The sequence below is a fragment of the Bacillus sp. AK124 genome (assembly GCF_053903085.1).
Genome location: NZ_CP096378.1, coordinates 1,891,621 through 1,906,662, shown reverse-complemented (window position 1 = coordinate 1,906,662; position 15,042 = coordinate 1,891,621). Strand labels below are relative to the sequence as shown.

17 protein-coding genes are annotated in these 15,042 nt (G+C 47.2%); all 17 read right to left on the bottom strand.

Going from position 1 to position 15,042, the window contains the following annotated elements; translation table 11 throughout:
- Positions 1 to 29: 29 nt before the first annotated feature.
- On the bottom strand, positions 30 to 1,115 hold the full coding sequence (hisC, locus tag M1E06_RS09575) for a histidinol-phosphate transaminase (RefSeq protein ID WP_020451948.1): 1,086 nt from the start codon (positions 1,113 to 1,115) through the stop codon (positions 30 to 32).
- 9 nt (positions 1,116 to 1,124) lie between these two features.
- Positions 1,125 to 1,928, bottom strand: coding sequence for a tryptophan synthase subunit alpha (trpA, locus tag M1E06_RS09570; protein WP_026579384.1), 804 nt, complete (start codon positions 1,926 to 1,928; stop codon positions 1,125 to 1,127).
- On the bottom strand, positions 1,897 to 3,123 hold the full coding sequence (trpB, locus tag M1E06_RS09565) for a tryptophan synthase subunit beta (RefSeq protein WP_023857444.1): 1,227 nt from the start codon (positions 3,121 to 3,123) through the stop codon (positions 1,897 to 1,899). The genes trpA and trpB overlap by 32 nt, the downstream gene beginning before the upstream one ends.
- Positions 3,104 to 3,760, bottom strand: coding sequence for a phosphoribosylanthranilate isomerase (locus M1E06_RS09560; protein WP_023857445.1), 657 nt, complete (start codon positions 3,758 to 3,760; stop codon positions 3,104 to 3,106). The genes trpB and M1E06_RS09560 overlap by 20 nt, the downstream gene beginning before the upstream one ends.
- Positions 3,760 to 4,518 (bottom strand): indole-3-glycerol phosphate synthase TrpC, encoded by a 759-nt coding sequence (gene trpC / locus M1E06_RS09555; RefSeq protein WP_023857446.1) that lies wholly within the window; start codon positions 4,516 to 4,518, stop codon positions 3,760 to 3,762. The genes M1E06_RS09560 and trpC overlap by 1 nt, the downstream gene beginning before the upstream one ends.
- Positions 4,511 to 5,527: an anthranilate phosphoribosyltransferase gene (trpD, locus tag M1E06_RS09550; RefSeq protein WP_035338514.1), complete on the bottom strand. Its 1,017-nt coding sequence runs from the start codon at positions 5,525 to 5,527 to the stop codon at positions 4,511 to 4,513. The genes trpC and trpD overlap by 8 nt, the downstream gene beginning before the upstream one ends.
- Positions 5,499 to 7,046, bottom strand: coding sequence for an anthranilate synthase component I (gene trpE / locus M1E06_RS09545; RefSeq protein WP_023857448.1), 1,548 nt, complete (start codon positions 7,044 to 7,046; stop codon positions 5,499 to 5,501). Before trpE ends, trpD begins: the two co-directional genes overlap by 29 nt.
- Positions 7,047 to 7,293: 247 nt before the next feature.
- Positions 7,294 to 7,677, bottom strand: a complete 384-nt coding sequence (gene aroH, locus M1E06_RS09540; RefSeq protein WP_023857449.1) for a chorismate mutase — start codon at positions 7,675 to 7,677, stop codon at positions 7,294 to 7,296.
- Positions 7,674 to 8,762: a 3-dehydroquinate synthase gene (aroB, locus tag M1E06_RS09535; RefSeq protein ID WP_035338513.1), complete on the bottom strand. Its 1,089-nt coding sequence runs from the start codon at positions 8,760 to 8,762 to the stop codon at positions 7,674 to 7,676. Before aroB ends, aroH begins: the two co-directional genes overlap by 4 nt.
- Complete coding sequence (gene aroC, locus M1E06_RS09530; RefSeq protein WP_025811222.1) at positions 8,762 to 9,934, bottom strand: chorismate synthase; 1,173 nt, start codon at positions 9,932 to 9,934, stop codon at positions 8,762 to 8,764. Before aroC ends, aroB begins: the two co-directional genes overlap by 1 nt.
- 71 nt (positions 9,935 to 10,005) lie before the next feature.
- A complete protein-coding gene (locus M1E06_RS09525) occupies positions 10,006 to 10,773 on the bottom strand; it encodes a CheR family methyltransferase (protein ID WP_020451958.1) in 768 nt (255 codons plus the stop codon).
- Positions 10,774 to 10,913: 140 nt separating this feature from the next.
- The gene (gene ndk, locus M1E06_RS09520; protein ID WP_026579377.1) at positions 10,914 to 11,360 is read right to left on the bottom strand and encodes a nucleoside-diphosphate kinase; all 447 of its coding nucleotides are present in this window, start codon (positions 11,358 to 11,360) and stop codon (positions 10,914 to 10,916) included.
- A 124-nt stretch (positions 11,361 to 11,484) separates the two neighbouring features.
- Positions 11,485 to 12,447: a heptaprenyl diphosphate synthase component II gene (hepT, locus tag M1E06_RS09515; protein WP_020451959.1), complete on the bottom strand. Its 963-nt coding sequence runs from the start codon at positions 12,445 to 12,447 to the stop codon at positions 11,485 to 11,487.
- A gap of 29 nt (positions 12,448 to 12,476) precedes the next feature.
- The gene (locus M1E06_RS09510; protein ID WP_020451960.1) at positions 12,477 to 13,175 is read right to left on the bottom strand and encodes a demethylmenaquinone methyltransferase; all 699 of its coding nucleotides are present in this window, start codon (positions 13,173 to 13,175) and stop codon (positions 12,477 to 12,479) included.
- A 2-nt stretch (positions 13,176 to 13,177) separates the two neighbouring features.
- Complete coding sequence (locus M1E06_RS09505) at positions 13,178 to 13,954, bottom strand: heptaprenyl diphosphate synthase component 1 (protein WP_023857454.1); 777 nt, start codon at positions 13,952 to 13,954, stop codon at positions 13,178 to 13,180.
- A gap of 143 nt (positions 13,955 to 14,097) precedes the next feature.
- Positions 14,098 to 14,328, bottom strand: coding sequence for a trp RNA-binding attenuation protein MtrB (gene mtrB / locus M1E06_RS09500; RefSeq protein WP_023857455.1), 231 nt, complete (start codon positions 14,326 to 14,328; stop codon positions 14,098 to 14,100).
- A gap of 27 nt (positions 14,329 to 14,355) precedes the next feature.
- On the bottom strand, positions 14,356 to 14,925 hold the full coding sequence (gene folE, locus M1E06_RS09495; RefSeq protein ID WP_020451963.1) for a GTP cyclohydrolase I FolE: 570 nt from the start codon (positions 14,923 to 14,925) through the stop codon (positions 14,356 to 14,358).
- Positions 14,926 to 15,042 lie beyond the last annotated feature (117 nt).

Sequence of the window (15,042 nt, the reverse complement as noted above, 5' to 3'; positions counted from 1 at the left end):
GACTAAAGAGGTGACTGAATCATCACCTCTTACAACATGCCGGCTAACGTTTTCAACAAGCCTTCGTTCTGTTCCTTCGTACCGACCGATATTCTAAGGAATGTCGGAAAGCCGAGCGCATTCCCCGATCTGACGATATAGCCTTTTTTCAGCAGCTCCATGAAAAGTTCGTCTGCATTCCGTTTAAAATCGATCAGCACAAAGTTCGTTTGTGAAGGATAGTAATTTAGCCCGTGCTCATCACAGAAATCGTAGTACTGTTTGAGCCCTTCATTGTTTTTTCTCACGCAATCGTCGATAAATGCCTGATCGCCCAGCGCGGCAAGCGCGGCAGCCTGGCCGAGCCGGTTTGTATTAAACGGCTGTCTCGCCGGCTCAACCGCCTGAATCAGCTGTTCAGAGGCAATCCCGTAGCCGACCCTCAAAGACGCTAAACCGTAAGCTTTTGAAAACGTCCTGAGAATCATCAAGTTCGAAAAGCGTTCCAAAAGCGGAATGGTCTCAGGGTAGTCTTGAGCCGTTACGTATTCGTAATAAGCTTCATCGACGACAGCAAGGACATGTTCCGGGACTTTTTCAAGAAAACGGATCAGGTTGCGGCTGGATTCATACGTTCCGGTCGGATTGTTCGGACTGCAAACCCAGACAACCTTCGTCTGTTCATCGATCGCCTCCAGCATTGCATCCAAGTCGTGGCAGCCGTTTTCAAGCAGGCCGATTTCCCTGACTTCCGCTCCTTCGATGACAGCATTGTGCTTGTATTGTGAAAATGTCGGATTCGCCATTACAGTGTTTGATGCAGGATCCAACAAAGAGCGGGAAATAATTTGAATGACTTCGTCCGTTCCGTTTCCAAGGATGATGTTCGTTTCGTTTACGCCGAGATGGGAGGCAAGCTTTGTTCTTAATGCCGCACTATAGCCGTCAGGATAGAGAGCCATTTGCTGCACTTCGGTCTGGAGCGCTGCTTTTGCCGCTTCCGAACAGCCGTAAGGATTTTCATTTGAAGCGAGCTTGACGACCCGGTCGAGGTTGAATTCTTTTTTGACCTCTTCAATCGGTTTGCCCGGCTTGTAAGGCGTTAATTGTTTTAACTGTTCTTTAATTTGCAACATTCTGTCACCTCATTTTACCATGTACGATCCGCTAAATGTCTTAGCGTATGCCTCAAACGCCTTTAAGGCTTGTTCCCTTGTCTCAGGGGCGATGAGTTCGTCTTTCAGCTCTTCGATCTTTCTGACAAGGGCGCTTCCCACGACAACGCCGTCCGCCAGTTCATTCATCATCTCCACTTGTTTGGAGCTGGAAATCCCAAACCCAACGGCAACCGGGACGGAGCTCATTCCTTTAACTGACCTGATAAATGAAGAAACAGAATCTTCGAATTCATTGCGCACACCTGTCACACCGAGCGAAGAAACGCAATACACAAAACCTTCCGCTTGCTGCGTTATTTTTTGAATGCGCGATTCGCTTGTCGGCGCGACCAGCGAAATATAGGTAATCCCGTGTTTTTTACACTGCTGCTGCAAATATACACTTTCCTCAAAAGGAAGGTCCGGTACAAGGAGTCCGTCTAGCCGATTTTGTCGCAGTAAAGCGAAAAAGTGATCTGTATCTAATTGTAACACAGGATTATAATACGTAAAGAGAATAATCGGAATATGGACGCCGTTTTTTTTCATTTCACCGCCAAGCCTGATCGCTTTTACGATGTTCATGTCGTTGTCAAGCGCCCTTTTGGACGCGCGCTGAATCACCGGGCCGTCAGCGAGCGGATCAGAATACGGAACCCCGAGTTCAAGGGCGGACGCCCCCGCCTCTTGAAGGGATTTCGCCAGCTCGATCGAGATTTCAGGCAGCGGGTCTCCCGCTGTAATAAACGGAACAAATAACTTATCGGACGGCTGTTTTTTCAGATTGAACATCTTGATTCACCTCTTCTTCCAACACCTTCATCAAGGTATGGACGTCTTTGTCTCCCCTGCCTGAAAGGCAGACGAGAACACTTTTCTCTCTCGGCAGTTCTTTAGCGATGTCAAATGCTTTTGCCAATGCATGGGCGGATTCAATAGCCGGCAAAATGCCTTCTGTCTCTGTCAGCAGCCTTAATGCCGAGACCGCTTCATCATCAGTGACAGATTCATATGTGACGCGCCCTGTTTGATGAAGATGAGCGTGCTCGGGGCCGACCCCCGGATAATCAAGTCCTGCTGAGATGGAATAAGGCTCAATGATCTGTCCGTACTCGTCTTGAATCAAGTAGGTCAAAGAACCGTGGATAACGCCTTTTGTACCCTTTGTGATCGTTGCCGCGTGAAGGGGGGTGTCGACACCTTTTCCCGCAGCTTCGACTCCGATCAGTTCAACAGTTTCTTCAATGAATGCGCTGAACATCCCGATCGCATTGCTTCCGCCTCCGACACAGGCGACAACTTTATCGGGGAGGCTTTGCTCCAATTGATAAAACTGCGCTTTCGCCTCTTCGCCGATCATCCGTTGAAATTCACGGACGATATAAGGATACGGGTGCGGCCCGACGACGGAACCGATCATGTAAAAATGATCCTGGCAATGCTGAACCCAGTAACGGATCGCCTCGTTTGTAGCATCTTTTAATGTCCCGTTTCCGCTTGACACCGGAACGACCTCCGCTCCCAAGAGCTTCATCCGGAACACGTTCAGCGATTGTCTGGCAACATCTTCTTCACCCATAAAGACAATGCATGACAAGCCGAACTTTGCAGCGACAGTCGCCGCAGCCACGCCGTGCTGCCCTGCGCCGGTTTCAGCGATGAGCTTTGTTTTCCCCATTTTCTTGGCCAACAGAGCCTGGCCGAGGGCATTGTTGATTTTGTGGGCGCCTGTATGGTTTAAATCTTCTCTTTTTAAATAAATCTTCGCTCCGCCCAGCTGCTTTGTGAGCCGGTCAGCGAACGTCAAAGCCGTCGGCCTGCCTGAGTAGTCTTTTAAAAGCTTTTGATAATCCTTTTGAAACGAGGGGTCGTCTTTCAGTTCAAGAAACGCTTTTTCGATTTCTTCCAAAGGCTGCATGAGTGTTTCCGGCACGAATTTCCCGCCAAAATCACCAAACCTGCCTTGTTCATTCGGATATGAATACATGTTCGAACATCCTTTCTTCTAAAAGGCCGATCAGCTTTTCGCTTTTCCTGCCTCTTTCTTCAATTCCGCTTGCCAGGTCGATTCCCGGCGGGCGCCGCTTTAAAAGATCCACGATTGTGTCCGGGTTCACGCCCCCGGCGATAAACAGTCGCTTTCTTTCTCTTTGCGCTGCATCTTTATACATCGGAACGCTGTCCCACGAAAACGAAACGCCCGTTCCTCCTCTGAGCCCTTTAACAGACGAGTCGATGACATACCCGTCGATGTAAGGTGCGAAAGATGCCATGCGCTGAACGGTATCATCCCCATGGTGGAGCGCCTTCCAAATCTCGCAGTCTGTCATGCTTTTCAGCCGCTTGATGTCTGCCTCTGTTTCATCTCCGTGAAGCTGGATCACGTCCAAACCGGCATCTTTTACGATTTCTGCTATTCTGCAAATATTTTCATTAACAAAGACGCCGACAAGCTTTTTACCCGCTGTATCCGTTTTGCCACACCAGCGTTTCACATCCTCCGGGTCTGCCGACCGTCTGCTTTCGGCGAAAATAAATCCGAGGTAATCGGCTTTCGAGCGGGCTGTCACCTTTAAATCTTCCAATGAATGAATCCCGCAATATTTTAAGCCCGGTTTCTCCATCATCCGTTCTCTCCGAATAACGCATGGACAGCCTTCAGCTGTGACGGCTCTCTCATTAACGATTCGCCGACTAGCACAGCCCGGGCTCCGCACGCTTTTACAAAAGCGAGGTCTTCCGATTGTCCGATGCCGCTTTCGCTGATAAGAACGCTCCCTGACGGAACGAGTTTTGCCATACGCTCCGTTTGCCCGACGGATGTTTCAAAGGTTTTTAGATTTCGATTGTTTACGCCGATGATTTCGGGTGTAAAGACATTTAAAATACCTTCAAGCGTCTCTTCGCCATGAACTTCGACAAGCACATCCATACCTTTTTCAGCAGCTTGCTGATAGAGGTCAAACAGCTTTTGCGGTTCAAGCGCTTCTCCGATCAGCAGGATCGCATCCGCTCCGATGCGGTCCGCTTCTTCAACCTGAATGGAATCAATGATAAAATCCTTGCGCAGTACTGGCAGCGAAACCGAGCGTTTCACATCTGACAAATAACTGTTCTTCCCTTGAAAAAAAGGTGTATCTGTCAGAACAGACAAACAGTCGGCTTTAGCCTGTTCGTACTGTTTAGCGATTTTTACGGGCTCAAAGTTTTCCTGAATCACACCTTTTGACGGTGAAGCTTTTTTCACCTCCGCAATTAAAGCGACAAACCGGTTAGGAGAAAGAAGCGCCTTTTTAAATGACCGCTTTGGCAGCTTCAAATCTTCCGGCAGTTCGATTTTCAGAATGTCTTCTCGTTTTCTATCAATAATTTGATTAAGCATACAACTCTTCCTCTTTCTGTTTTAATCGTTCCAGCTGATCAAGCGCCTCACCGCTTGCAACAGCTTCTAAAGCGAGTGCAACGCCTTCTTTTAAACCCGGTGCCTGTTCTGCGACGTATAAAGCGGCTCCGGCATTAAACGCTGCGATATGAACAGCCGAATCCGGAGCGCGGTTTTTCAAAATATCGACGATGAGACGGCCGCTTTCTTCAGGCGTCGCCACCTGAATGTCGCTTATCCTGCCGAACGGCAGACCGACATCGCCAGGCTCAACGGTGTATTCGTATGTTTTGCCGCCTTTCAGTTCAATCACATCTGTCGGCGATGTGATCGACAGTTCATCAAGACCGTCCCGGCTCGATACAAACAATACGTGTTCCGGTTCAAACGCTTCAAGTGCGCGGGCCATGAGCTTTGCTTTTTCAATCGAGTAGACGCCGATCACCTGGCGCTTGGCTTTCATTGGATTGCTGAGCGGGCCGAGCAGATTGAATACGGTTCTAAAAGCCAAATCCTTCCTTGCGCCGGCCACGTGCTTCATGGAAGAGTGATAGCTTGGCGCATAGAGGAATCCCATATTGCGGCGTTCAATGCTCTGAATCGTTTCTTCAGGCGACGTCTGAATTGAAACGCCAAGATATTCGAGAACATCAGCGCTCCCGCTTTTTGAAGAAACGGAACGATTACCGTGTTTGGCAATTTTTGCCCCGGCTGATGAAGCGATGATCGCCGCCGCTGTGGAAATGTTGAAGGTTGAGCTTCCGTCTCCTCCGGTTCCGCACGTATCAACAACATCTTCCGGCCCGTTTATTGTTTGCGCCTGCTCCCGCATGGCTTTGACAAATCCCGCAATCTCTTCAGCCGTTTCTCCCCTGTAGGCGAGAACGGACAGGAGGCCTCCAATTTCCGCGGCGCTCAGCGAGCCGGTCATCATGTCACGCATGATGCTGTGTGCCTCGGTTTCATTCATTGTTCCTCCATTAACGCATGATTTCAGCAGTTCGTTCATTGCCGTCCTCCCCCTTTTCGAGAAACATTTCTTCAGCGATTTGAATCGTTTTTAACAGAGCCCCCGCTTTATTGCAGGTCTCTTCCCACTCTTTTTCAGGCACGGAGTCGGCTACGATGCCTGCTCCGGCCTGGATGGACGCCACTCCGTTTTTCACGCTCATCGTCCGGATCGTGATGCATGAATCGATATTTCCGTCAAATCCGATATAAGCAATGCATCCCCCATATGTTTCCCTCGGTTCGGGCTCAAGTTCATTTAAAAGCTGAATCGCGCGGATTTTCGGAGCGCCGGTCAAAGTTCCGGCCGGAAATGCGCTCATTAAAGCGTCTACCGGATGAACGCCCGCTTTTAACGAGCCGGTTACGATCGAAATGATGTGCATGACGTGTGAAAAGGAAACGATTTTCGTAAACTCGGGCACTTGGACAGATCCGTACTCAGCTACTCTGCCGATATCATTTCTCGCCAAATCGACGAGCATGTAGTGCTCCGCTTTTTCTTTCTCATCAGCCAAAAGATCTTTTTCGAGCCGCTTATCTTCAGCCTGATCACCGCCTCTTTTCCTCGTGCCGGCAATCGGATGAATTTCAAGATGACCGTTTTGAACATGGATCAGGCGTTCAGGCGAGCTTCCGACGAGATCGCGGTCAGGAAGCTTCATGTAGTACATGTACGGGGATGGGTTGACCATTCTCAGCACTCTGTATAACTCAAAAGAACTGACCTTCACCGGAATATCGAACCTTTGCGAAAGGACGCCTTGAAAAATGTCTCCCGCTTTAATGTACTCTTTCAAGCGATTGACATCGGCCAAAAACCGGGATTTCTCATATGTTGATTGAACCCCTTTAAAGCTGGGGGCCGTGTGCCGTCCTTGCGGGAGAAACAGCTCTTTCGTCGTTTTCCGGCCTGACAGCCTGTGTGTAAGCTGTTTGAGCTCTTCTTTCCCCTTTTTAAAAATGCGCTGTTTCTCCTCCCTTGTTTCACTGCCTTCAAGCCTTGCATAGTGGATGAAATGCAGCTTTTTCAGCTCGTGATCATAGGCGATCATCGTCCGGCAGACAAACAGGAGACATTTTTCCATCTCCGTTTCTTTGCTGTGCCCTTTGACGGACGGTTCAATGAGCGGCATTAAATCATAGCTTAAATAGCCGACCGCTCCCCCTGTAAACGGGATGTCGAGCTCAGGCGCTTTGATCGAATATGTCTCCGACATCCATTCGAGAATTTCTTTTAACTGTGAAGCTGAATAAAGCTTTTTCTGCTTTTGATCGCAGGCGTGAAACCGGCCGCATTCTTCTTTGATCGTCAAAAAGGGATCCAGACCGATGAAAGAATATCTTGACCATGCAGAGGTTTCATCCTGGCTTTCCAGCAAATACACGATGTTTTCCTGCAGCTTCTCGACCAATTGAACGGGCGTCAGCGTATCGACGGAAAAACTCTCAATTATCGGTATTGTTTTAAAGTGTGAAGTATCCTCTGAAAAAGAGGCAAAATCGGTTTGCAGACTCAACAATCTCTCACTCCTTATTCAGGCGGAGAGAATGAGAAGAAGGCCTTTAGAGGACAAATGATTGAATTGAAGAGGGGAAAACGAAACAAACCCAAAAGAACAGCGTCTTTTGGGTAGAATGAATAAACGTTTTGTCTCAACTCAGCTCATCTCAGCTCATTCTCAATCTACCCTAGTCTCATACTCAGCTTTTCTAAACTAAAACCCCATACACACTCCTGTGTATTTCAAGGTTTCTACAATCGTATTACAATTCAGTATTTTTTGTCAATGATAAATCAGGTCTGAGCGTTACGGCATTTTCTAAATAAACGTGGCGGACTTCATCCTGCCGCATATCCGTCTGAACCGTCATCATCACTCTGATGCATTTTTTAAGGGCGTGTTCAACATCCATTTCCTGCATGCACATGACGGGCACATGCTGCCAGCCGTCAAACGTTCTGACGACCTTTGCGGGAAAAGCAGCGTGAATATCGGAAGTGGCAGAAATGAAGATCTGCACAACTTGCTCAGGTTTGAGTTGATTTTCATCGATCATTTTTCCGATCAGCTGCTTCGTCCGCTCCGTAATGTCTTTTTCTGTATCCTGGTCAACTGTCGTCGCTCCCCGAATTCCGCGCATCATCATTTGCCTCCCTCCAATCTCCACATATTCAGCCATCGTTCAATTTCATCGGCTTTAAAGGAGTGCAGCCGCACACTGCCGATCTTATCCAGCAGAACAAACTGAATGATACCTCTGCGTGTTTTTTTATCGTTCATCATTCGATTGATGAGAGCTTCTGTTGAAACTTCGCGTTTTACGCTTTCCGGATAGCCGAGATTTTTCAGCCAGGCGGCGATTTTTGTGCGGTCAACAGGACAATTCAACACCTTCTCGCTGACAAACAAAGCAAATTGCATGCCTAAAGCGACAGCGTCGCCATGGGTCATCTCTCCGTAGCCGTATTCGGCTTCAACGGCGTGGCCAAGCGTGTGCCCAAAATTCAGATAGGCCCTGATTCCCTGTTCGCGCTCGTCTTGTGAGACAACTTCCGCTTTAATCGAAATGCCTTTGTACACCATTTCACTGAGCTGGCCGGTCGTAATCGCTTTAATTGAATCAATTTTAAGCAATTCGTTCAAGAAAGATTCATCACGGATAAATGCGTGCTTAATGACTTCCGCAAGACCTGAACGCATTTCTTTTTCAGAAAGCGTGCTCAAGCATTCGGTATCATAAACCACCGCCTTCGGCTGATGAAAAGCGCCGATTAAGTTTTTTCCGAGCGGATGATTAATGGCAACTTTCCCTCCGACCGCGCTATCATGAGACAGCAGAGTCGTTGGGAATTGCACATAATCGATGCCCCTCATAAAAGTTGAAGCGACGAACCCTGCAAGATCGCCGACAACGCCGCCTCCCAGCGCCACAATGCATGACGAACGGTCAAGGTGAAATTGAATGGCTTCCGTCTGGAGCTTCATAAACAGATCGATTGATTTGGCCTGTTCACCGCTTGGCACCGCAACCTTTTTGACGGGCCATTTGCTGCGGAGAAGGCCGAACAGTTCTTCTCCATAGTGTTTATCAACTTCTTCGTCGGTGATCAATAGCACTTTCGTCATCGGAAGGTTCAAGGATGACAAGAGCTCTGCCGCGTTTTTTCTAATGCCTCCCCCGATGAACACCGGGTAGGACAAAGAAGCGGTTTCGATTTGAAGTGATTTCATTAAAACTCCCTCGCAAGCTTTCTCATTTTCTCAACATTTTCAGCGATCCGGTCCATTTGGTCAACGCCAAACTGCTCGACGATCGCCTTGGCGATTTCCCATGCAACAACCGCTTCAGCCACTACGCTTGCGGCAGGGACAGCGCAGGAATCAGAACGCTCGATGCTTGCTGTAAACGGTTCTTTCGTCTCGATATCAACGCTTTTGAGCGGTTTGTACAACGTTGGAATCGGCTTCATCACGCCTCTGACGACAATCGGCATTCCCGTTGTCATCCCGCCTTCAAGGCCGCCGAGACGGTTTGTAGCGCGCGTATAGCCTTTTTCTTCGTCCCAAATGATTTCGTCATGGACTTCACTGCCGTTTTTGCGTGCAGCTTCAAAGCCGATGCCGAATTCAACACCTTTAAAAGCATTGATGCTCAGCACGGCGGCAGCCAGCTTGCTGTCGAGTTTGCGGTCGTAATGGACATAGCTGCCGACTCCTACCGGCACCCCTTCAACAATCACCTCGACGATTCCGCCGATCGAATCGCCATTTGCTTTTGCTTCATCGATCGCGTCCATCATTTTTCTGCCCGCTTCTTCGTCATAGCATCTGACAGGAGACTCTTCGGTTACTTTTTTCAAGTCTTCGATAGATTCATAATTTGTTTTTTCGGCTTTTACTCCGCCGATCTCCAGCACGTGGCCGGCCACTTGGATGCCGAGCTGGGAAAGGATCTTTTTGGCGACGGCTCCTGCCGCCACACGGACGGTCGTTTCTCTGGCAGATGAACGTTCAAGCACGTTGCGCATATCTCTGTGCCCGTATTTGATCGCGCCGTTCAAATCAGCGTGACCCGGTCTTGGCCTTGAAATCTGTCGTTTCATTTCGCTTTCTTCTTCAGCCGTGATCGGCTCTGATCCCATGATTTTCGTCCAGTGTTTCCAGTCGTTGTTTTCGACGACGAGAGCGATCGGCGATCCAAGAGAACGCCCGTGCCTTACACCGCTTGTGATCCGTGCCTGATCTTTTTCGATTTGCATCCGGCGTCCGCGGCCGTGGCCTTTTTGACGTCTTTGAAGCTCGTAATCAATGTCTTCTTTTGTGATATAAAGCCCTGCTGGGACTCCTTCGATAATTGTCGTAAGCTGCGGACCGTGAGATTCACCGGCTGTTAAATACCTCATGCTTTCGTTCTCCCTTCATCACATTAACGCTTTTAAGTAAAACTATAACATAACCTTTTATAAAAAGTCAGCTAACTTTTTTGATAGAAAAACGTATCTGTCGATTGAAAACCGTATTTTTCCGGATTGAAGATCTGTTCCGTGCTTCCGACAAACAAAACTCCATTATTCTTCAAACTGCCGCTGAACTTATGATAGATCTTCTCTTTTGCTTCCTCTGTAAAATATATGAGAACATTGCGGCATACGATGATATCAAAATCTTTCTCATATGCATCAGCCAGTAAATTGTGTTTTTGAAAGCGAATGTTTTTCTTGATCTCGTCTTTGACGGCAAATCGGTTTCCGTCTTGCGTAAAATAAAGTTCCTTTATCTCTTTCGGCACTTCCTGCAGAGATCTTTCCTGATACACGCCTTCTTTCGCTTTCGCAAGAACTTTGTCATCGATATCTGTTGCGATGATCTGATAGTCTGAGAGGCCTTTCTGTCTGCTTAAAATCATCGATAATGTATACGGCTCTTCACCGGTTGAACATGCCGCACTCCATACTTTCAATGTTTTCGCAGGCTTTAAGAGTGGGAGGATGGTTTTTTCGAGAACCTCCCACCTCTTATAGTTTCTGTAAAATTCTGAAACATTAATCGTCATCCTGTCCAGCGTTTCCTGCAGAAGAGCTTCATTCTTTTCTAAAGCAAGCGCAAATTCGCGGAAATCGCCGTACCCCTTTTTTTCATAAAGAGATGTTAGCCTTCTTTTCATTTGCGCCTCTTTGTACAATGCCAAATCCACACCAGTTATTTTTTTCCATTTATCAACAAAGAAACTGTAATTGTCCATGTTTTCTCTCCTAATCGTCGTGCTGATATGAGTACAATTATAGCTTGTTTTCTTTTAAATTTGTATCTTTAAAAAGAAAAAAGCCTGCCCGGCGGCAGCCATTCTGATCTATATAAAAAAATCAGCTTTTCAGCTGATTTTTAGTAAATCCATTGATTCATTAACTTCTCGTCTTCAACAAGTTCGTCTTCTTTAAAAAACAAGTTGATTTCGCGTGCTGCACTTTCAGGAGAATCTGAACCGTGAATGATATTTTTTCCGACAAACATGCCGAAGTCTCCGCGAATTGTTCCTGGGAGCGCTTCCTTAGGGTTCGTCTTCCCGATCAGCTGTCTGGCGACCGCGATTGCTTCTTCGCCTTCCCACACCATGGCGAATACCGGGCCTGAAGTAATAAAGTCGACAAGCTCGCCGAAAAACGGTTTGCCGTTATGTTCTTTATAATGCTCGCCTGCCGTCTCTTCTGAGACCTTCATCAGCTTGGCTCCGATTAATTGTAAGCCCTTACGTTCGAATCTTAACAAAATTTCGCCGATCAGCTGACGCTGAACGCCGTCAGGTTTTACCATCACAAAGGTTTTTTCCATAGTCGATTCTCCACCCCGCTAATATGTATAGGCTTTCAACACTACAACAGAAATATAGCATTTTTCAAACAATTAATCAATAAAGGGTGGAGAATATTCATACTTTCGACTCATTTGTCTTTTTTTAGAACTTTCGTTTACCGATGTATTTCGCAATTTGACCCAGTGCCGTCCGCGCCCGGTTTTTCGGGAGCGTTTCAAGCAGTGCGAAAGCCTTATTTAAATACATTTCGCTGACTCTGAACGATTGTTCGATAGCATCGGTTTTCTTCAGTTCTTCGATCACTGGTTTGATCTGTTCCGGAGTCGTTTCACTGTTGACCAGCATAAGCCGCGCTTTTAATTCAGGCGATTTCCGTGCATATAATACGGGAAGCGTGACATTCCCCTGAAGCAGATCACTACCCACAGGCTTGCCAAGCTCTTTTTCGCTTGAGGTGAAATCGAGGATGTCATCAATAATTTGATAGGACATGCCGACATAATAGCCAAACCAGTACAACGTTTTATGAATGTTTTCACCCGCGCCGGCAGCAATGGCGCCTAGCTGGCAGCTCGATGCGATCAGAAGGGCTGTCTTGCGCCTGATTCTCCGCAAATAGGTTCTGAGGTTTTGCTCCATATTATATTTATCTTTGATTTGTTCAATTTCTCCAAGACAGACTTCGACAATCGCCTTGGACAAGATTTCGTGGGCTTTCGGTTCGTTTATTTTCGTCATCGCTTCAAGTGAGCGAGCGAACAAATAATCACCTGTGTACATTGCAATCCGGTTATCCCACTTCGCTTTGATAGTCGGCTGTCCCCTTCTAAGCTCCGCATCATCGATGACATCGTCGTGTACGAGCGAAGCCATATGTATCAATTCCAATGAAACAGCGACATTTTTAATTTTGTTGATATCGTATTCACCGAACATGCCGGAAAGCAGGACAAACACAGGACGAATCCGCTTGCCTCCGGCCTGCAGCAAATGCAGGCTCGCTTCACTTAGCAATGGATAGTCGGAGTGCACGGTCTTTTCAAGCTCTTTTTCTATTAATTCAATATCGTCATTTAAAAAAGAATAAAACGTTGTCAATTTCATATCGATTCACCCGAGTATTTCAGTAGTCATCATCGCTTCAAGCCGACATGTGTAGCCGCTACGCCGCCTGTGAACGGATGATATTGAACATTTTCTAATCCAGCCTCTTCAAACAATGCAGCAAGCTCTTTCATACCAGGAAATTCCCTGGCCGATTCCTGAAGCCATGAATACTCCTTAAAGCTTTTGGCAAAGAGCTTTCCAAACATGGGCATAATAAAACGGAAGTACAGGAAGTACAGCTGTTTGAACCCGAACATTTCAGGCTGGGACGTCTCAAGGCATACAACCTGGCCGCCGGGTTTTACCACGCGCGCCATCTCTTTTAATACGGTTAAATAGTCGGGAACATTGCGAAGCCCGAAGCCGATGGTGACATAGTCGAACGTATTGTCCGGGAAGGGCAGTTCCATCGCGTTGCCGTGGATCAGTTCGATCTGGCTGTAGCTGTCGGTCTTTTGTTCGGCGATGCTCAGCATGTTTTTGCTGAAATCAAGGCCCTTGATTTCCCCTGTCTCTCCGGCCGCATCAGCGAGCGCGATTGTCCAGTCGCCCGTCCCGCAGCAGACGTCAAGCGCTTTGGCTCCTTTTGGTACGTTCATGAGCTGCATCGTTTTGTCGCGCCATTTTTTATGCTGTTTAAAGCTGATGACGGAGTTCATCTGGTCGTAATTTTTATAAATCTTTTCAAACACGCCGTGTACGCGCTGTTCTTTTGACTGCACCATGATTACCCTTCTTCCACTTTCTGATGATAAGTTCGTTTTTCAGGCCGAATTTCCTGCAGGCGTTTCAGAAGCCATTTTTGGACGGCGGGCTTTGCAGCAAGCGACTGGTTGATCGCAAGCTTGGCTTCTTCATAAGCCGCTGCAGCCAGCTGTCCGCATGAAGCCTGGTCTTCCGGAAACTCTTTCTGTATGATCGTCTCCAGCAGCCGGGAATCTGAAGCTTTTTCTTCGGCCGCAAACCTTTTAAACACAAGAAAGTCATTGGCGGCTGTTTTCCAGTGAGGCAGGTAAAAGTGGTCGGCGAGATGGTGAAAAAGTGCAGCTTCCACTATGCTGACGCTTTTTTTCAGGCTGTCCGCATCTTTTGCGGAATGGTCGTAAATCCTGATTTTATGTTCGTTTATTTCTTTGATGGCCGCAGCGAGCGTCCGAATCATATAAATATCCTTCATACCCGATAACAGCGAGTAGTACATGCCGCTGAAATAATCACCGGCCAATACGGTCAGCTGGCGGTTTTTATAGTCGTCCTGCTTAATTGAAGCTGCGGTCGTGACTTCATCATGGGTATCAAGGGCTGTTTGAACAAGCATCGCCGTTAAGATGTAACTTTCCTTGTCAGCTTCTTTTAAATCCGTTTCCTCAAACAGAGCGTAGAAAAGAAACAGCTTATCCTCATCAACTTTCGGCGCAGTCAAATGCTTCGCCAAATATGGATGTGAAAGCTTTTGATTCAGCTTGATTTTCAAATAAGATAATTGTCCGTAGATGTCTTGCAAAGATATCACCCTTGTCCCAAAATTCGCAGTTTTTCTTTTTGATTGATTATGTATCTTTTTTGAGCGGAGAAAGTTTAATTATACCATAATATGTTGAAAGATATTGTCTTATGCCACGCAAACGGCCATAAAAGGCCGGCTATCTATTTTTTCGACTCGCTTTTCATCTCGCCGTTTGCCGTCTGAATCAGGGCCTCGCCCCGGATCTTGATCGCAGAGGTGTGCTCGGTAAACTGGCAGATCATCACCTCTCCTTTATCAAGCTTTTCTGAATGATGAAATCTTGTGTCCGTGCCTCTCGTCAGGCCGATCACGTTGACGCCGTCTTCGACGGCTTTGATAACGACAAAATCATTCGATTGATTATTGGTCATGTTCATCGCACACCTTCTCATTTTTAATCATGATGTTTTGATAAGCTCCAACACCTCAGAGCGAGCGGCTACATCTTGTCTAAACGTTCCTCTTACGGCTGAAGTGACAGTTTTTGAACCCGGCTTTTTCACGCCGCGCATCGTCATGCACATGTGCTCGGCTTCAACAACAACCATGACACCGTGCGGAGTCAGCGTTTCAACAATGCTGTCGGCGATTGTTGACGTAATCCGCTCCTGCAGCTGCGGGCGCTTTGCCACCGCTTCAACGGCTCTCGCCAATTTGCTGAGCCCTGTCACTTTTCCCCCTTTAGGGATATAAGCTACATGGGCTTTCCCGTAGAAAGGGACTAAATGGTGCTCACACATTGAATAAAAGGGAATATCTTTAACAAGAACAAGCTCTTCGTGATCCTCGCCGAAAATCGTTTTGAAATGCTCTTTCGGATCTTCGTTTAACCCTGCAAATACTTCGGCGTACATTTTCGCGACTCTTTTCGGTGTATCAAGAAGGCCTTCACGGTTCGGATCTTCTCCGATCGCCTCCAATATTTGCCGGACAGCTTGTTCAATTTGTTCTTTGTTGATTTCTCTCATTGTTTTATATCCTCCAGAAACGCATACATTTAATTCAGATTCTAGCACACTTCAGCTTATAAAAGCAAAATGAAAGGTTTTTTGCTGGCAAAATGTTTTCCGTCTGAAAAAAAGCCT